This window comes from Rhizobium sp. SL42, assembly GCF_021729845.1.
Taxonomy (GTDB): Bacteria; Pseudomonadota; Alphaproteobacteria; order Rhizobiales; family Rhizobiaceae; genus Allorhizobium.
Genome location: NZ_CP063397.1, coordinates 695,261 through 714,363, shown reverse-complemented (window position 1 = coordinate 714,363; position 19,103 = coordinate 695,261). Strand labels below are relative to the sequence as shown.

Annotated in this window: 11 protein-coding genes, 3 tRNA genes and 3 rRNA genes; 10 read left to right on the top strand and 7 right to left on the bottom strand. The window is 58.7% G+C overall.

Annotated features, from left to right (window positions below):
• The first annotated feature begins 4 nt into the window (after positions 1-4).
• From IM739_RS03170 to IM739_RS03150, 5 genes are read left to right on the top strand one after another with little or no spacing between them, the layout of a single operon-like run.
• On the top strand, positions 5-1,003 hold the full coding sequence (locus tag IM739_RS03170; protein ID WP_237369792.1) for an ABC transporter ATP-binding protein: 999 nt from the start codon (positions 5-7) through the stop codon (positions 1,001-1,003).
• On the top strand, positions 1,000-1,776 hold the full coding sequence (locus IM739_RS03165) for an L-iditol 2-dehydrogenase (RefSeq protein ID WP_237369791.1): 777 nt from the start codon (positions 1,000-1,002) through the stop codon (positions 1,774-1,776). Before IM739_RS03170 ends, IM739_RS03165 begins: the two co-directional genes overlap by 4 nt.
• Before the next feature lie 53 nt (positions 1,777-1,829).
• On the top strand, positions 1,830-3,314 hold the full coding sequence (locus IM739_RS03160) for a mannitol dehydrogenase family protein (protein ID WP_237369790.1): 1,485 nt from the start codon (positions 1,830-1,832) through the stop codon (positions 3,312-3,314).
• A gap of 23 nt (positions 3,315-3,337) precedes the next feature.
• Positions 3,338-4,039 (top strand): HAD family hydrolase, encoded by a 702-nt coding sequence (locus IM739_RS03155; protein WP_237369789.1) that lies wholly within the window; start codon positions 3,338-3,340, stop codon positions 4,037-4,039.
• On the top strand, positions 4,032-5,618 hold the full coding sequence (locus IM739_RS03150) for an FGGY-family carbohydrate kinase (protein ID WP_237369788.1): 1,587 nt from the start codon (positions 4,032-4,034) through the stop codon (positions 5,616-5,618). The genes IM739_RS03155 and IM739_RS03150 overlap by 8 nt, the downstream gene beginning before the upstream one ends.
• Positions 5,619-5,890: 272 nt before the next feature.
• Here IM739_RS03150 and IM739_RS03145 read toward each other — a convergent pair.
• The 6 genes from IM739_RS03145 to IM739_RS03120 form a co-directional block, all read right to left on the bottom strand.
• Positions 5,891-5,967 (bottom strand) — tRNA-Met (locus IM739_RS03145).
• Positions 5,968-6,202: 235 nt separating this feature from the next.
• Positions 6,203-6,317 (bottom strand): 5S ribosomal RNA (gene rrf, locus IM739_RS03140).
• 119 nt (positions 6,318-6,436) lie between these two features.
• Positions 6,437-9,235, bottom strand: a 23S ribosomal RNA gene (locus IM739_RS03135).
• A 492-nt stretch (positions 9,236-9,727) separates the two neighbouring features.
• A tRNA-Ala gene (locus IM739_RS03130) sits at positions 9,728-9,803 on the bottom strand.
• 58 nt (positions 9,804-9,861) lie between these two features.
• Positions 9,862-9,938, bottom strand: a tRNA-Ile gene (locus IM739_RS03125).
• Between the two features lie 319 nt (positions 9,939-10,257).
• Positions 10,258-11,742, bottom strand: a 16S ribosomal RNA gene (locus IM739_RS03120).
• Together the 16S, 23S and 5S rRNA genes with 3 tRNA genes alongside form the textbook arrangement of a ribosomal RNA operon.
• Positions 11,743-12,324: 582 nt before the next feature.
• Between IM739_RS03120 and IM739_RS03115 the strand changes: the two genes are divergently transcribed.
• From IM739_RS03115 to IM739_RS03100, 4 genes are all read left to right on the top strand, one after another.
• Positions 12,325-13,278 (top strand): ornithine cyclodeaminase family protein, encoded by a 954-nt coding sequence (locus tag IM739_RS03115; RefSeq protein ID WP_237369787.1) that lies wholly within the window; start codon positions 12,325-12,327, stop codon positions 13,276-13,278.
• On the top strand, positions 13,275-15,734 hold the full coding sequence (hrpB, locus tag IM739_RS03110; protein WP_237369786.1) for an ATP-dependent helicase HrpB: 2,460 nt from the start codon (positions 13,275-13,277) through the stop codon (positions 15,732-15,734). The genes IM739_RS03115 and hrpB overlap by 4 nt, the downstream gene beginning before the upstream one ends.
• Positions 15,735-15,759: 25 nt before the next feature.
• A complete protein-coding gene (locus tag IM739_RS03105) occupies positions 15,760-17,061 on the top strand; it encodes an ActS/PrrB/RegB family redox-sensitive histidine kinase (protein ID WP_237369785.1) in 1,302 nt (433 codons plus the stop codon).
• 69 nt (positions 17,062-17,130) lie between these two features.
• Complete coding sequence (locus tag IM739_RS03100) at positions 17,131-17,724, top strand: ActR/PrrA/RegA family redox response regulator transcription factor (RefSeq protein WP_007597451.1); 594 nt, start codon at positions 17,131-17,133, stop codon at positions 17,722-17,724.
• A 1-nt stretch (position 17,725) separates the two neighbouring features.
• Here the strand turns inward: IM739_RS03100 and IM739_RS03095 are convergent, their stop codons facing one another.
• On the bottom strand, positions 17,726-18,208 hold the full coding sequence (locus IM739_RS03095) for an MmcB family DNA repair protein (RefSeq protein ID WP_237369784.1): 483 nt from the start codon (positions 18,206-18,208) through the stop codon (positions 17,726-17,728).
• A 177-nt stretch (positions 18,209-18,385) separates the two neighbouring features.
• Between IM739_RS03095 and IM739_RS03090 the strand changes: the two genes are divergently transcribed.
• The gene (locus IM739_RS03090; protein WP_007597447.1) at positions 18,386-19,051 is read left to right on the top strand and encodes a L,D-transpeptidase; all 666 of its coding nucleotides are present in this window, start codon (positions 18,386-18,388) and stop codon (positions 19,049-19,051) included.
• Positions 19,052-19,103 lie beyond the last annotated feature (52 nt).

Here is a 19,103-nt window from a genome sequence, read left to right as displayed (position 1 = left end):
CACAATGGGTAGCATCACACTTCAGAACGTGTCGAAAACCTTCGGCGAAGTCTCGGTCATTCCTTCGATCGACCTGCAGATCAACGACGGCGAATTCGCCGTATTTGTCGGCCCCTCGGGCTGTGGTAAATCAACCCTGCTGCGCCTGATCGCCGGTCTCGAGGATGTCTCGGGTGGGAAGATCCTGATCGACGGCGTCGACGCCACCGACAAGGCACCCTCACAGCGTGGCCTGGCCATGGTGTTCCAGTCCTATGCGCTCTATCCGCATATGAGCGTGCGTTCCAATATCGGCTTTCCGTTGAAGATGGCCGGTATGGACAAGGCAGAGATCGATCGCAAGGTCAACGACGCCGCAAAAATCCTCAACCTGACAGACTATCTCGAGCGCAAGCCACGCAATCTCTCGGGCGGCCAGCGCCAGCGCGTTGCCATCGGCCGCGCCATCGTGCGCTCGCCGGAATGCTTCCTGTTCGACGAACCCTTGTCGAACCTCGATGCTGCCTTGCGCGTCAACATGCGGTTGGAGATTACCCAGTTGCATCAGCAACTGAAGGCCACGTCGATCTATGTCACGCATGACCAGGTCGAAGCCATGACCATGGCCGACAAAATCGTCGTGTTGAACAAAGGCCGTATCGAGCAGGTCGGTTCCCCCCTCGATCTTTATCATAAGCCGGCAAACATCTTTGTCGCGGGCTTTATCGGCTCGCCGAAGATGAACCTGATCACCGGCGCCTTTGCCGCGGAACACAATGCCCGCACCATCGGCGTGCGCCCTGAACACGTCACACTGTCGATGAACGAAGGCTCCTGGAAGGGCAAGGTTGTGGTGGCCGAACATCTGGGTTCCGACACGTTCCTGCACGTCGATATCGAGGGTATCGGCCATGTCACCACCCGCGCCGGCGGCGAATTTGCCGTCAAGCACGGCGACACCGTATTCATCACGCCTGACCCCAGCCGCATCCACCGGTTCGACGACAAGGGATTGGCGTTATGACGGGAAGGCTGACTGGCAAATCGGCGCTGATCACGGGTTCCGCCCGCGGGATCGGCCGTGCCTTCGCCGAAGCCTATGTTCGCGAAGGTGCGACTGTCGCCATTGCCGACATAGATTTTGCCCAGGCCACCGAAACGGCCAGCGCCATCGGTCAGAGTGCCTATCCCATTCACCTGGATGTTACCGACCAGTCTTCGATAGAGGCGGCCGTCAGGACGGTCGAGGAAAAGACCGGCGGCCTCGATATCCTGATCAACAATGCCGCCCTGTTCGATATGGCTCCGATCACAGAGATCAGCCGCTCTAGCTACGATCGCCTGTTTGCGATCAATGTCGCGGGTACGCTGTTCATGCTCCAGGCTGCCGCCCGATCGATGATCGCCCGTGGCCAGGGCGGGAAGATCATCAACATGGCAAGCCAGGCGGGCCGCCGCGGCGAGGGGCTGGTTGCCGTCTATTGCGCCACCAAGGCGGCTGTCATCTCGCTTACCCAATCAGCCGGTCTCGACCTGATCAAGCACCGCATCAATGTCAACGCCATCGCGCCGGGCGTGGTCGACGGCGAGCATTGGAACGGCGTTGATGCGCTGTTCGCCAAGTATGAAAACCGGCCGACCGGCGAGAAGAAGAGGCTCGTCGGTGAGGCAGTGCCCTTTGGCCGCATGGGCCGCGCCGAGGACCTGACCGGCATGGCGATTTTCCTCGCCTCACCCGAAGCCGACTACATCGTCGCCCAGACATACAATGTCGACGGCGGCAACTGGATGAGCTGAGCGCCGCCGGCACTCCGCTCAAGACTGACGTCTCGCACCCCGAGGACCGTGACATGACACACACCCTATCGCTGGCAAATCTTGCCGAAATCGCATCGACAGCAGCCGTGCCGGCCTATCGCCGCGAGCAGTTGAAGGCAGGCATCCTGCATTTCGGGGTCGGCAATTTTCACCGTGCCCACCAGGCGATCTATCTCCACGAACTGTTCAACAAGGGGCAGGATCTCGACTGGGCCATTCTCGGCGCCGGCGTCATGCCATCGGACCGACGGATGAAGGAGAAGCTGGAATCCCAGGATTATCTGACCACCGTCGTCGAGCAGGACAACAATCGCAGCGCAGCAACCGTGACCGGTCCGATGACCGATATCCTCACCGCGCCCGACTTCGACAGGATCATCGCCGCCCTCGCGGATCCGGCGATCCGGATCGTGTCGATGACAATTACCGAGGGTGGCTATTTTATCGACCCGGCGACCGGAAAGTTCGACCCGACCCATCCGGCCATGGCTGCCGATGCGAATGACCCCGCCAGTCCGAAGAGCGTGTTTGGCCTGATCATTGCGGGCCTCAAGGCTCGCCGTGCCGCCGGAATACCTCCGTTTACGGTGATGTGCTGCGACAACATTCCCGGCAACGGCGAAGTCACGGAAGCCACCGTTACCGGGCTCGCCCAACTGTCGGACCCGGAATTTTCCCACTGGATCGAAGAAAACGTGGCTTTCCCCAACGGCATGGTTGACCGGATCACACCGTCAACCGGCGAACGCGAGATCGCGATCGCGCGCGATACCTACGGTATCGACGACCAGTGGCCGGTCTTTTGCGAAGAGTTCAAGCAATGGGTGCTGGAAGACAAGTTCCCGCTCGGCCGCCCGGCGCTGGAAGACGTCGGCGTCACCTTCGTCGACGACGTGGCCCCTTACGAACTGATGAAGCTGCGCATCCTGAACGGCGGCCATGCGGCGATTGCCTATCCTGCCGCGTTGATGGACATTCATTTCGTCCATGAATCGATGGAAAACCCGCTGATCCGCGGTTATCTCGCCAAACTCGAAAATGACGAAATCATTCCAATCGTGCCGCCGGTGCCGAACACCAGTCTGCAGGACTATTTCAAGCTGATCGAAAGTCGTTTCCTCAATCCGAAGATTGGCGACACCATTCCGCGCCTGGCACAGGACGGCTCGAACCGCCAGCCGAAGTTTATCCTGCCTTCGACCGCCGATCGCCTGGCCAAGGGCCTCGACGTCGTCGGACTGGCCCTGGTGTCCGCGCTGTGGTGCCGCTATTTCGAAGGCACTTCTGACAGCGGCAAGACCATAGTCTTCAATGATGACAGTGCCGAGCGGCTGCAGGCCGCAGCCATTGCCTCGCGCAACGATCCAAAGGCTTTCCTTGGGCTGGCCGACATCTTCGGCAGCGTTGGGACCAATCCATTGTTCATCCAGCGTTTCGGCAAAGCATTGCAGTCACTGCGCGCCGATGGTACCGCGGAAACACTGAAACGCTACATCGATGGCCATCTGGCTGATTGAGGGCCGATAGAGGGCCAAGAGCTTTGGATGCGAAACGGCTGATCATATTCGATTGCGACGGTGTGCTCGTGGACAGCGAGCCGATTGCACTGTCGGTGTTGACCGAGACGCTGGGTATGTCCGGAATCGCAATTGACGAGGAAGGTGCGGCAAAGCGATATCTCGGTCGCAGCCTGACAACCGTGCGCAGCCTTGTCAGGGAAGAATACGGTCTTCAGATAGATGATCCGTTTCTGACCCGGATGCGGGATCTGCTCTATGCCCGCTTCAGCAGCGAGTTGAGGCCGATTCACGGCATTCAAACCGCGCTGGATAGCCTCGAAGCAGCCGGCATAGCCTGGTGCGTCGCATCCTCCAGCCAGATCGAACGGATCGCCCTGTGCCTGTCTGCAACCGGTATGCTGGATCGCTTTTCGCCGCATATCTTCAGCGCCAGCATGGTGACGCATGGCAAGCCGGCGCCTGATCTCTTCCTGTTTGCAGCAAACAAGATGGGTGTCGAGCCCTCGGAATGTCTTGTCGTCGAAGACAGTCCGGCCGGCATTCTGGCCGCCCGAGCCGCGGGCATGGACGTCCTTGCGTTTACCGGTGGATCGCATACCGGCCTGTTGGCGTATCGCGATGGACTTGCCGCGCTGATGCCCGTGCAAGCATTTGACGCGATGGAGAATTTGCTCCACCTTGTCGCTCCTGCGAGGAGACCGAAAGACCAACCGGATGCATGACCACATCATCGCCGTGGACGTCGGCACGGGCAGTGCACGTGCCGGCGTATTCGACCTTCACGGTCGCCAGATTGCCCGGCATGTCACCGCAATTTCACTGTTCCAACCCCAACCCCTTCACCTCGAACAAGACAGCGACGAGATCTGGTCCGCCGTATGCACCGCTGTCCGGGCTGCCGTGTCGGAAGCCGGGCTTTCGCCGCGGGACGTGGTCGCGATCGGCTTTGACGCAACCTGCTCTCTGGTGGTGAGGGACAGGCAGGGCATGCCACTGACCGTTTCGACATCAGGTCAGAGCAATCTGGATACGATCTTGTGGATGGATCACCGGGCGATCCGTGAGACTGACGACTGCAACCGCACCAACGACCCGCTGCTTGAACGCTTCGGCGGTCGCCTTTCGGTCGAAATGCAGGTGCCGAAACTGCTATGGCTGAAGCGGCATCTGCCCGAAACCTGGAAGCAGGCCGGGATGATTTTCGACCTTGCGGACTATCTGACCTGGCGAGCAACGGGCATCAACAGTCGTGGGCACTCGCCGCTGGCTGCCAAGTGGGGTTATGGCCCGATCGCGCCGGGCGAACGCCCGGATGCCTTCTATTGCCGTGTCGGGCTTGACGATCTCGCGGAGAAATCAGGCATTCCGGACCTTTCAGGCCTGCCTACGCTCCCTGTCGGGCATCTGACCACCGAAGCGGCCGATGCGCTGGGTCTTGCAGAAGACTGTCTGGTCGCCCCGGGTCTCATCGACGCCTATGCCGGAACCGTTTCGCTGTTTTGCGCCACGGATCGTTCCACGCCCGATGCGCTGGAAAGCCACGCTGTACTGATCGCCGGCACATCGAGCTGCATCGTGCGTCTGCTTGACAGGCCGGTGTCCGGGGAGGGCTGCTGGGGCGCTTTTCGTGACGTTGCCGTGCCCGATCTCTGGCTGCTGGAGGCCGGACAATCTGCCTCCGGCGCGCTGCTTGACCACATCGTCAGCACACATCCGCGGGGCGGCGAGCCGACTCAGGCCCGGCATAGGGCAATCCTGGACCATATCAGCCTGCAATTGCAGAAAATCGGTCCGAACTACGGCCTGCCCATCACCGTTCTGCCGGACTTCCACGGAACGCGTTCTCCCGTTTCCGATCCGCGACTGACCGGAACGATCGCGGGCCTCAGCCTCGACCGAAGCTTCGACGGCCTTTGCCAACTCTACTGGCGAAGCTGCATTGCATTGGCTTGCGGCGTCAAACATATCATTGAGCGCCTTCCCGCAGGACCGGCCCGAATCGATACGCTGCTGCTCGCCGGCGGACTGGCGCATCACCCGCTTCTTTCGCAACTCTATGCGGATGCCACCGGATGCAGGGTGCGCAAGGCAGAGGGCTGCGACGCCGTGCTTCTCGGCACGGCGCTACATACCGCGGTGGCAGCCGGCCGCTACGCTGACTTCTGGAGAGCTGGCCAGGCGATGGCAGTGCGGATGAGCGAATTGATCCCTGACGTTTCACGACGGACCGCGCTGAACCGCGATCACGCGCTTTTGGCCGAGATGATGCGCCACCGCGCTGCGCTGCAGCAACTGATGTGAGTGGCGGCAGTAGGGCACTCCATGCAGCCATTTGGCGGAGTGGAAAGGGCGTTGTGCAGCCATTATGTCAGCGTTGAACGCAAAAGCTCCTCAATGCTTGGAAGCAAGGGTGCGCCTCTAGACATTTCTGGGCGATTGGCGCTGCAGCGCAACCATGTGCGAAGAAGCGCCATGGCTATCTTGAGCGGCTTGGAGGTTAGGTTTTCCCCGGCTCGGGAACGCAAAAAACCGCCCCGGTTTTACGGAGGCGGTTATTGATTTGTTTGATTTTTTGGTTGCGGGGGCAGGATTTGAACCTGCGGCCTTCAGGTTATGAGCCTGACGAGCTACCGGGCTGCTCCACCCCGCGCCAAGCGCATTCGGCTTTGCCGAATGTCGCGATTACGTCATCGCTATGCGATGACGGACTGTGCCGGAGCAAAACCGAAGGTTTTGTCTCCTGTAAGGTTGGCACGAAGCCGAAGCCTCTGATCCAACCCTGTGTTTTGCGTATTCTACAAACGAATAAGGGTCGCTTTTGGCGACCCCTGATCGGCTCAAGGGCCGTAGAATGTTTAGAGAAGATTTATGTTTGCCTTTAGCAGACCTGGCAGCGACCTACTCTCCCGCGTCTTGAGACGGAGTACCATTGGCGCAGGGGCGTTTCACGGCCGTGTTCGGAATGGGAACGGGTGCAGCCACCCCGCAATAACCACCAGGTCAGCTAAGGGCAATAAAAGAGAAGCTGGTAGAAGTCGTTTCGACTTCGTTTTGAGATATGAACACGTTTTTGGCTTCATCGCCGCCGCTGAGGCGGCCGATGAGCATGGTCAATGAGAACGATCAAGCCAATCGAGCTATTAGTACCGGTAAGCTTCATGCATTGCTGCACTTCCACACCCGGCCTATCAACGTGGTAGTCTTCCACGGCTCTGATAGGGAATACTCGTTTTCAGGTTGGTTTCCCGCTTAGATGCCTTCAGCGGTTATCCATTCCATATATAGCTACCCTGCTATGCCGTTGGCACGACAACAGGTCCACCAGAGATATGTCCATCCCGGTCCTCTCGTACTAGGGACAGATCCTGTCAATATTCCTACACCCACGGCAGATAGGGACCGAACTGTCTCACGACGTTCTGAACCCAGCTCACGTACCGCTTTAATTGGCGAACAGCCAAACCCTTGGGACCTGCTCCAGCCCCAGGATGCGATGAGCCGACATCGAGGTGCCAAACAACCCCGTCGATATGGACTCTTGGGGGTCATCAGCCTGTTATCCCCGGCGTACCTTTTATCCGTTGAGCGATGGCCCTTCCACGCGGGACCACCGGATCACTATGACCGACTTTCGTCTCTGCTCGACTTGTCAGTCTCGCAGTCAGGCGGGCTTATGCCATTGCACTCGACGACCGATTTCCGACCGGTCTGAGCCCACCATCGCGCGCCTCCGTTACTCTTTCGGAGGCGACCGCCCCAGTCAAACTACCCACCATACACTGTCCCGGATCCGGATAACGGACCGCGGTTAGACATCCATGACGATAAGGGTGGTATTTCAAGGATGGCTCCACTCAAACTGGCGTCCAAGCTTCAAAGCCTACCACCTATCCTACACATGCCGACACGAATGCCAGTGTAAAGCTATAGTAAAGGTGCACGGGGTCTTTCCGTCTGACCGCAGGAACCCCGCATCTTCACGGGGAATTCAATTTCACTGAGTCTATGCTGGAGACAGCGGGGAAGTCGTTACGCCATTCGTGCAGGTCGGAACTTACCCGACAAGGAATTTCGCTACCTTAGGACCGTTATAGTTACGGCCGCCGTTTACTGGGGCTTCAGTTCAAAGCTTGCACCTCTCCCTTTAACCTTCCAGCACCGGGCAGGCGTCAGACCCTATACGTCGTCTTGCGACTTCGCAGAGCCCTGTGTTTTTGATAAACAGTCGCTACCCCCTGGTCTGTGCCACCCCATCTCACTTGCGTAAAATGGGGTCACGCTTCTTCCGAAGTTACGCGTGCAATTTGCCGAGTTCCTTCAGCATAGTTCTCTCAAGCGCCTTGGTATACTCTACCTGACCACCTGTGTCGGTTTCGGGTACGGTCTATAGGGTGGAGCTATTTCCTGGAACCGCTCCACCGCACATTCAATCCAATAAGAATGTACGATTTGTGCGATCCGTCACTACCACCAGGCCCACGAATATTAACGTGGTTCCCATCGACTACGCATTTCTGCCTCGCCTTAGGGGCCGGCTAACCCTGCTCAGATTAACTTTAAGCAGGAACCCTTGGTCTTTCGGCGAGGGGGTCTCTCACCCCCTTTATCGTTACTCATGTCAACATTCGCACTTCCGATACCTCCAGGGCCCCTCACGGGTACCCCTTCACAGGCTTACGGAACGCTCCGCTACCACACGTCTTGCGACGTATCCTCAGCTTCGGTGCATGGCTTTAGCCCCGTTACATTTTCGGCGCAAAGACCCTTATTTAGACCAGTGAGCTGTTACGCTTTCTTTAAATGATGGCTGCTTCTAAGCCAACATCCTGGTTGTTTTGGGATCCTCACATCCTTTCCCACTTAGCCATGACTTGGGGACCTTAGCTGGAGGTCAGGGTTGTTGCCCTCTTCACGACGGACGTTAGCACCCGCCGTGTGTCTGCCGACTAGTACTCCTCGGTATTCGGAGTTTGGTTAGGATCAGTAAGACGGTGAGTCCCCATAGCCCATCCAGTGCTCTACCCCCGAGGGTATTCGGTCGACGCACTACCTAAATAGTTTTCGCGGAGAACCAGCTATTTCCGAGTTTGATTGGCCTTTCACCCCTAGCCACAAGTCATCCCAATCTATTGCAACAGATGCGGGTTCGGTCCTCCAGTTGGTGTTACCCAACCTTCAACCTGCTCATGGCTAGATCACTCGGTTTCGGGTCTAATGCAACTAACTAAACGCCCTATTCAGACTCGCTTTCGCTGCGCCTACACCTACCGGCTTAAGCTTGCTAGTTACACTAAGTCGTTGACCCATTATACAAAAGGTACGCTGTCAGGCTTGCGCCCTCCAACTGTTTGTAGGCAACCGGTTTCAGGTTCTATTTCACTCCCCTTGTCGGGGTGCTTTTCACCTTTCCCTCACGGTACTTGTTCGCTATCGGTCATGCACGAGTACTTAGGCTTGGAGAGTGGTCTCCCCATGTTCAGACAGGATTTCACGTGTCCCGCCTTACTCAAGGACAATGTGTGTTCTACGCGTACGGGACTGTCACCCACTACGGTCGCACTTTCCAGAGCGTTCCACTTTATTCCACATTGCCACTGGCCTGGTCCGCGTTCGCTCGCCACTACTTACGGAGTCTCGGTTGATGTCCTTTCCTTCGGGTACTTAGATGTTTCAGTTCCCCGAGTTCGCTTCAAACCCCCTATTTTATTCAAGGGTTGATACCTTATCACAATGCTTGGAAACCCAAGCCGTCATCGCTGACAGCTTGGATTCTCCAAGCATTTAAGGTGGGTTTCCCCATTCGGATATCCATGGATCAAAGCTTATTCGCAGCTCCCCACGGCTTTTCGCAGCGTATCACGTCCTTCATCGCCTGTGCATGCCAAGGCATCCACCAATTGCCCTTATTCTACTTAATCGTTCTCATTGCCAATGCTCATCATCTAGTCGTCGTTTCATCAGAAACGATCGACGGGCCGGGTTACCTTTTACAACCCAACCTACTCAACAATGCCATCAACGTGTTCGACAGATCTGCTTTACTGGAGCTACGCCGAGCAGCTCACTTGCAGTCTGTCTTAAGACCAGCTTCTCGAGATCAAATCCGGTACCGCGCGGTCAGGCAACGGTAATCCGATCGTTCATCAGAGATGACACGAAGTCACCAACAACAAACGATCCAGAGTGACAAGCTTCCTTCCTACGTCCGGCTCCTCGTTCGTTTCCAGTCGGCTAGACCATCCACGACGTCATTGGAACCGGCTTCGGACGTCTTGAACTTGCGCTCAAAACACCTGGAAGCCTCCAGATCAATCTTCTCTTCACAATTTTGCAGAACAGGCAGCACTTCATCGAAGTGATGCAAACTTTATTTTCTTCAAAGGATATCCGCCACTCGACACCAAAAGCATTGGTGGAGCTGAGCGGGATCGAACCGCTGACCCCCTGCTTGCAAAGCAGGTGCTCTCCCAGCTGAGCTACAGCCCCAACCATCGCAACACCCAACAGCAATGCCGTCAGGATCAGGAACATCAAGTGAACCAAATGGTGGGCCCGGGTAGACTCGAACTACCGACCCCACGCTTATCAAGCGTGTGCTCTAACCAACTGAGCTACGGGCCCATTTCACCAAGCCGATAAAGGCTCAATTCAACCGCCCATACAGGCCAGAGGCCGTCGCCGGTCGTCCGGCGCCCTCGCGGAGCGTCAGCATGTCATAGACATGCGGTACGACGCGTGAGCGCTAACCAATGGTTCATATCCTTTTGAAGAAAGAGAAACGTGGACGGCGGCGCTTACGCCATACCGTGGATGTGCAAAGCACGATCCCGGCGTATTTCGTTGCGATGGTCGCCTGACTGGCGCCATCTTTGTTCTAAAAAGCGAAGGAAAGGTCATCCTGTTCAAGACAGGCATCTTCCAAATTCCAAGGCTTCCTTAGAAAGGAGGTGATCCAGCCGCAGGTTCCCCTACGGCTACCTTGTTACGACTTCACCCCAGTCGCTGACCCTACCGTGGTTAGCTGCCTCCTTGCGGTTAGCGCACTACCTTCGGGTAAAACCAACTCCCATGGTGTGACGGGCGGTGTGTACAAGGCCCGGGAACGTATTCACCGCAGCATGCTGATCTGCGATTACTAGCGATTCCAACTTCATGCACTCGAGTTGCAGAGTGCAATCCGAACTGAGATGGCTTTTGGAGATTAGCTCGACCTCGCGGTCTCGCTGCCCACTGTCACCACCATTGTAGCACGTGTGTAGCCCAGCCCGTAAGGGCCATGAGGACTTGACGTCATCCCCACCTTCCTCTCGGCTTATCACCGGCAGTCCCCTTAGAGTGCCCAACTGAATGCTGGCAACTAAGGGCGAGGGTTGCGCTCGTTGCGGGACTTAACCCAACATCTCACGACACGAGCTGACGACAGCCATGCAGCACCTGTCTTGGGTCCAGCCGAACTGAAGGTTACCGTCTCCGGTAACCGCGACCCAGATGTCAAGAGCTGGTAAGGTTCTGCGCGTTGCTTCGAATTAAACCACATGCTCCACCGCTTGTGCGGGCCCCCGTCAATTCCTTTGAGTTTTAATCTTGCGACCGTACTCCCCAGGCGGAATGTTTAATGCGTTAGCTGCGCCACCGAACAGTCAACTGCCCGACGGCTAACATTCATCGTTTACGGCGTGGACTACCAGGGTATCTAATCCTGTTTGCTCCCCACGCTTTCGCACCTCAGCGTCAGTAATGGACCAGTAAGCCGCCTTCGCCACTGGTGTTCCTCCGAATATCTACGAATTTCACCTCTACACTCGGAATTCCACTTACCTCTTCCATACTCAAGATACCCAGTATCAAAGGCAGTTCCAGAGTTGAGCTCTGGGATTTCACCCCTGACTTAAATATCCGCCTACGTGCGCTTTACGCCCAGTAATTCCGAACAACGCTAGCCCCCTTCGTATTACCGCGGCTGCTGGCACGAAGTTAGCCGGGGCTTCTTCTCCGGATACCGTCATTATCTTCTCCGGTGAAAGAGCTTTACAATCCTAAGACCTTCATCACTCACGCGGCATGGCTGGATCAGGCTTGCGCCCATTGTCCAATATTCCCCACTGCTGCCTCCCGTAGGAGTTTGGGCCGTGTCTCAGTCCCAATGTGGCTGATCATCCTCTCAGACCAGCTATGGATCGTCGCCTTGGTAGGCCTTTACCCCACCAACTAGCTAATCCAACGCGGGCTCATCATACCCCGATAAATCTTTCCCCCGTAGGGCGTATACGGTATTAGCACACGTTTCCATGCGTTATTCCGTAGGGTACGGTAGATTCCCACGCGTTACTCACCCGTCTGCCACTCCCCTTGCGGGGCGTTCGACTTGCATGTGTTAAGCCTGCCGCCAGCGTTCGTTCTGAGCCAGGATCAAACTCTCAAGTTGAGAATTCAATCTCGACTAATCACTTAATGTTCTGAATCGACGAGAACTCACTAGGTTCCAATCCTAAAACCGGAACCGGTGTTCTCATATCAAAACGTGACCGTCATCTTGTCTTCTAATCAGGAAATCACTTTCCCAATCACGCAAGACCGCCGTCCACGTTTCTCTTTCTTCTATCTTCAATTGTCAAAAAACAGACGACTTCAAAGCCGTCACAAAATCTTCCCGCCAAACCGTAAAGCCCGGCAACCCATCAGCATAACAGCCAATTTCTAAGATTTCTCAAGAACGAAGGACTTCGTCGCCAGCAGCGCCGCCGCCCTCGTCAGTGAGCGGGGTTATAGATTTCCACCCGATACAGTCAACAGCCTCTGTCGCAAAAACTTCAGAAAACATACAAATCATTGAATATTCGACATAAATAGGAGTTTCTAATGTTGATAGGCGCTTGGAGTGGCCCAAGTCATGCTGTTTTCGGCATCGCGACCGCCATTCCGGGTTCAAACGACCATTGGCTGCGGCGAGCGCTTGCACGAACCGTGCCTCTTGCTAGTGTCATGCACAACAACAGGAGACATGAGCATGCTTTTTCTCGACCGGACCGCAACTGCTGAAGCCTTGAACTGGGATCGTCTGATCGAGGCCATTGCCGGCCTGTTTGCCGGCGGCTGTGTCATGCCGGTTCGTCATCATCACGGCGTCGCGGTGCCGGGCGAGGCCGAGGCGACGTTGCTATTGATGCCCGCCTGGGTTCCCGGCTCCTATATAGGCGTGAAGCTGGTCTCGGTGTTTCCCGACAATTCCCGCCGCAGCCTGCCGGCCATTCATGGCAGCTATCTGCTCTCTTCGGGAAAGACCGGCGAGATGCTGGCGGTCATTGACGGCGGGGAACTGACCGCACGACGGACAGCCGCCACCTCGGCGCTCGCAGCACGTCATCTTGCCCGCGCCGACGCATCCGTGCTGCTGGTCACCGGCACAGGCCGGCTGTCGCTGAACCTGATCGAGGCGCATCGAACCGTGCGTCCGATCAGCCGTGTCCTTATATGGGGCCGTGATCCGTCGAAAGCAGCGGCGATTGCCGCGGAGGCGCGTGCGCTTGGCCATCCGGCAGAAGCTGTTGCAGACCTTGAGCCAGCGGCGCGGATCGCCGACATCATTTCCTGCGCGACGCTGTCACATCAGCCTTTGATCCTCGGCGCGTGGCTGAAGCCCGGCGCGCATCTCGATCTGGTCGGGGCCTTCAAGCGCGACATGCGGGAAAGCGATGACGAAGCCGCGCGGCGCGCGACGCTGTTCGTCGATACGCGTGACGGCGCATTCGGCGAAGCCGGCGACATCCTTCAGCCCCTAGAGGCGGGCATCATAACACGCGAGCACATCCGCGCCGAACTTGCCGATCTGGTCTCGGGGCGCCATGCGGGAAGGCGGTCAGATGACGAGATCACCCTTTTCAAGTCTGTCGGTGCCGCACTGGAGGACCTGGCCGGAGCGATCCTTGCCTACGAGACGGCAACGGGTACATCCGCGGCATGACGCCTGCCTTGCCGAAGCTGCCGATCAGCGACCAGTTGAAGGCAATTGCCGACGCCCTGCAGACCGGCAACCGGCTGGTGCTTTCGGCCCCACCCGGCGCCGGCAAGACCACGCTGGTGCCGCTTCATCTGCTGGGTGAAGGCTGGCGGGCAGATGGGCGGATCATCGTGCTGGAGCCAAGGCGGCTGGCGGCGCGGGCGGCGGCGTCCCGCATGGCAAACCTGCTTGGCGAGAGCGTCGGCGAAACAGTCGGATACCGCATGCGGCTGGACAACAGGATCTCAGGTCGTACACGGATCGAGGTGGTAACCGAAGGTGTTTTTGTCCGCATGATCCTGGAGGATCCGGAGCTGACGGGCATTGCCGCCGTGTTGTTCGATGAGTTTCATGAACGATCCCTGGATGCCGATTTCGGCCTTGCGCTCGCCGTCGACGTGCAAACGGCGCTCAGGCCGGACCTGAAACTGGTGGTGATGTCGGCAACGCTGGATGTCGACCGCATCGCCGTGCTGCTCGAAAATCCGCCCGTTGTCAAAAGTGAAGGCCGCAGCTATCCCGTCGACATTGCATATCGCGACCGTTCCGGCACGGAACGGATCGAAGACGTCATGACCTCGGCCATCCTGGAGGCCCATGCGGAGGAAGAGGGCTCGATCCTTGCCTTCCTTCCCGGCCAGGCCGAGATCCGGCGCGTAGCGCTGCGGCTCGAAGGCAGGCTTCCGCCGACGAGTCATGTCACGCCGCTTTACGGCAACCTTTCCCAGGCGGAACAGGATGCGGCGATCCGGCCGGCGCCAGCCGGGCAACGCAAGATCGTCCTGGCGACCTCTATTGCCGAAACCTCGATCACCATCGACGGTGTGCGCGTGATGATCGACAGCGGCTTGCAGCGCCTGCCGGTGTTCGAGCCGGCGACGGGCATTACGCGCCTGGAAACGGTGCGGGTATCGCGGGCATCGGCCGACCAGAGGGCGGGGCGCGCCGGGCGAACGGAGCCGGGCCTTGCCATTCGGCTCTGGCATCAGGGACAGACCGCCGCCCTTCCCGCCTTCACGCCGCCGGAGATCCTGGCGACGGATCTGTCCGGCCTTGTGCTCGACATGGCCCACTGGGGCGTGGCGGACCCTCAGCAACTGGCGTTGCTCGACATGCCGCCGGTTGCGCCCCTGAAAGAGGCACGCGCGTTGCTGCAGGCATTGGGCGCGCTGGATGCACATGGCCAGTTGACAGCGCGAGGGCGAAAAATGCGGGATTTCGGTCTGCCTGTCCGACTGGCTGCCATGGTTCTTGCCGCCGCTGACGAAGACCTCGCGCGACCGGCCGCGGACCTTGCGGTGCTGTTGACCGAGCAAGGCCTTGGCGGCCCGGATCTCGATCTCGACGAACGGTTGCGGCGCTTTCGCCGCGAGGGTGGCGAAAGAGCGGTTTCTGCTCGCAGGCTCGCCGCGCGGCTTGCCGACGAGGCAGGTGGACGCAAAACAGCGGCGGAGGCTCCGGCGGGCGCTCTGCTGCTGCATGCCTATCCCGACCGGATCGCCAAACGGCGCGGCGGACGCGGGCGGTTTGTCATGGCGAACGGACGGGGCGCCGAAATCGCCGAGACGGAACGGCTGGCAGGCGCAGACATGCTGGTGATTGCAGACCTGACCGGCAAGGCAGCGCAGGGCCGCGTGCTGGCGGCAGCGGAAATCACACGCGCAATGATCGAAGACGGTCTGCCTGACGTTATCGTTACGTCGGAGGAAGGCGGCTTTGATTCGGCAAGCCGGCAGGTGCGGGCGCGGCGGGTCACCCGGATCGGGGCGATCGTGCTTGAGGAATCACCACTGGCAAAACCGAAGGGAGAGCAGGCCGCACGGGCCCTGGCCGAAGGCGTCAAGCTGCTCGGGCTGCAGGCGCTCAGCTTTTCCAGATCGGGCGAGCAGCTTCGACAGCGACTGGGTTTCCTGCATCGAAGCCTGGGGGAACCATGGCCGGATGTCAGCGACGATGCGCTGCTCGATACGCTGGAGACATGGTTCGTGCCCTTCCAGTCAGGTGTTACAAGTCTTGAGCAAGTCAGCACGGCAAGTCTGCATGATGGGCTGATGTCCCTATTGCCGCACGGGCTCGGCCGTGATCTCGATCGCCTGGCGCCGACACATTTCACTGCGCCGACCGGGCACGCGCATCCGATCCGCTATGACGGTACGGAACCGGTGCTGGCGATCCGTGTGCAGGAACTTTATGGCATGAAGAGCCATCCGGCGATTGCCGGCGGCAAATTGCCACTGGTTCTCGAGTTGACCTCGCCCGCACATCGGCCCATCCAGACGACGCGCGACCTGCCGGGATTCTGGGCCGGTTCCTGGAAGGATGTGCGCAGCGAGATGCGTGGCCGCTATCCAAGGCATCCGTGGCCGGAAAATCCAGCCGACGCGGATCCGACCACCCGGGTGAAGCCGCGCGGCACCTGAAGCATCAGACGAAAGGCGAGACTGCATGAGCATGGAGCTTTCGGCCAAGTTCGGCCCCTCGAGCCGTCGGTTGAGACTGGAAACGCTGGTGCGCTTGCGCTGGGTGGCAGTGGCCGGCCAGGCGTTGACCGTCATGGTTGTCGCCTTCTGGTTCGACTTCCCGTTACCGCTGGCCACATGCCTTGGCCTGATCGGCGCGCTGGCCGCCGCCAATGCGCTCCTGTCCTTTGCATTCCCTTCGACTTACCGATTGGAACCGGCGGCCGCGCTTGCGGTTCTGGCGCTCGATCTCTTCCAGATGGGCGCCCTGCTGTTCATTACGGGTGGCCTGAACAATCCATTCGCACCGCTGATCTGCGTTCCGGTCATCATCTCGTTTGCCTCGCAGCCGCGTCGCCATTCGACAGCGCTGCTGATCACCGCCGTCGGGTTCATCACGCTGCTGGCGTTTACGCCTTATCCCCTGCCGTGGTTCGAGGGCCGGCATCTGGATGTCCACCCGCTGATGCAGGTCGGCATGTGGTGCTCGATCGTATCGATGATGGCGTTTGCCGCCTTCTATGCCTACCGTGTCTCGCAGGAGGCGACACTGCTGGCCGATGCATTGACCGCCACCGAACTCATCCTGCAGCGCGAGCAACATCTGCACCAGCTGGATGGTCTGGCGGCGGCCGCCGCCCATGAGCTTGGAACACCGCTCGCAACAATCAGCGTGGTTGCCAAGGAAATGGAACGCGAACTGGGCGAGGACGATCGCTTTCGCGAAGACGTTCAACTGCTGCGCAGCCAGAGCGAGCGATGCCGCGACATTCTCAGACGATTGACCAGCCTGCCCTCCGAGGGTGAAGCCCATATGCGTGTGCTGCCACTTTCCTCGATGATCGAGGAGGTGTTGGCGCCGCATCGCGAGTTCGGCATCAAGGTGGACCTGGTCGAGCTTTCCGACCGGGCGACGGAACCGGTTGGTACGCGCAATGCAGCCATTCTATACGGGCTTGGCAATCTGCTGGAGAACGCGATCGACTATGCAAGCAACAAGGTCATTGTCAGCGTTGAACACACAGCAAGCCATGTGACCGTGACGATCGAGGACGACGGCGCTGGATTTTCTGCCGGAGTCTTGCAAAGAATTGGCGAGCCCTATGTTACAAGCAGACAGGGCGATGCGCGTGCCGGCGGGTTGGGCCTCGGGCTTTTCATCGCCAAGACGCTGCTTGAGCGATCCGGCGCAAGCCTTCGTTTCGAAAATGGCGCGTCCGAGCACCCCGGTGCCCGCGTCATAGTGTCATGGCCCCGGGAATTCATGGAGGCAAACACGCCCTTATGACTTTACCGGCCAGCCTTTCGTGCCCATAAGCTCAGCCAGGACGAGAATATCGGTCTCGGGATACAGATCATGACAGATGTTGCAACTTCGATTGCGAAAGCAAACCATTCCACCTCGCCAGCCGGTGTCGATCTCGGCGCAGATCCATCTCTGCTGATCGTCGACGACGACGCACCATTCTTGCGGCGTCTTGCAAGGGCAATGGAAAGTCGCGGCTTTGTCGTCGATCTCGCCGGCTCCGTCGCCGAGGGCATCGCCAAGGCAAAGTCGGCACCGCCGAGCTATGCCGTCGTCGACCTTCGGCTTGGCGACGGCAACGGCCTTGATGTCATCGAAGCCATTCGCGAACGGCGAATGGACACACGGATCGTCGTGCTGACCGGTTACGGCAATATCGCCACCGCAGTGACTGCGGTTAAACTCGGCGCCCTCGACTATCTGTCAAAGCCGGCAGATGCCGACGACATCTTCCTGGCACTGACACAAAGGCCGGGTGAAAAGGCTGAAATTCCGGAAAATCCGATGTCGGCCGACCGCGTGCGCTGGGAACATATCCAGCGGGTCTACGAAAGCTGCGAGCGCAACGTGTCGGAGACCGCTCGGCGGCTCAACATGCATCGCCGCACGCTGCAGCGCATCCTTGCCAAGAGAGCGCCGAAGTAAGTCATTCGCGAGGGGTGCGCGCCGCCCACTCCGCTATCATCAAGCGCTGGGCCGCCGCACGGGAGAAATCCAGGGTGACGGCCTTTCGCGTTGCCGGTGCCAGACGATGTTCCGGGGCATCGCGCACGACGTGACCCGCATATCCATCGGACAACAGCAGCCCACAGTCCTCAGGGAAAATATCGAGGGGCACGCCGACATGCGTCGCGAAAAACAGCCGGTCACAATAGCGGCGGTAGTCGGGCCATTTGCGGTCCACGCGAAAATCCTCAATCGACGACTTGATCTCGACGATCCATATCTCCCCGCGTTCCGAAAGGGCGATCAGATCGGCGCGGCGGCCATTGGCAAGCGCCAGTTCCGGCAGAACCGCAAAACGCATGTCAGTCAGCAGAAGCTGGACCCCGCGCCGAACCATTAATGCCCGGTCGGACTGGCGCCCATCGATTAGCGGATTGTTAACGGCGATCGAAACTATGGTCATGGATATGTCCGTTCCAGCGGCCCAGAGATGTTGCAAAAAAGCCATGCCGCGTCATTTTGCAGTGCCGAAGACGCCCGGCTGACATACGGCGCTTGCACCGCCGAGATTAATCAAAAATAAACCATAATCAAAGATGGTCGAGACAACCATCTCCCCGCCAAAACCATGAGCTCCCCCATGCGCTTCCGCAATTTACTGACCTTGCTCGGCCTCGTTGCATCCGTAGGCCTCGCCGGCTGCACCACCACATCCGAAGGATCCAAGGAGGTTGCCGAAACCACCAGGGTCGAAATCTTCAGTGATTCCTATGGTAAAGTTACCGACGCTGGTTTCGCACTGCCAGCGATCCCGATCGAAAAGGTGAACAAGAAGTTCCACCGTCAGATCGTCGACTACTCAACCACGGAAAAGCCGGGCACCGTCGTCGTCAATACGCGCGAGCGTTTCCTCTATTACGTTCTGCCGCGCGGCAAGGCCGTTCGCTACGGTATCGGCGTCGGCAAACAGGGTTTCGCTTGGGAGGGCGAAGCCTATATCGCATGGAAGCAGGCTTGGCCGACCTGGCATCCGCCGAAAGAAATGGCGGCACGCAAGCCAGACGTGGCCCAGTATGTCGAGAAGGGCATGGACCCCGGCCTGCGCAATCCGCTCGGTGCCCGTGCCATGTATCTTTTCAACGAGAAAGGGCAGGACACGCTGTTCCGCCTGCATGGTACGCCTGAATGGGCTTCGATCGGCACCGCCGCTTCGTCGGGCTGCATCCGCCTGATGAACCAGGATGTGATCGACCTCTACAATCGCGTGACGCCGGGCAAGAGCGCCAAGGTCGTCGTCCAGCAGTAAAGCGATATCCGTTCCGACAATGAGAAAAGCCGCCAGATCGCTCTGGCGGCTT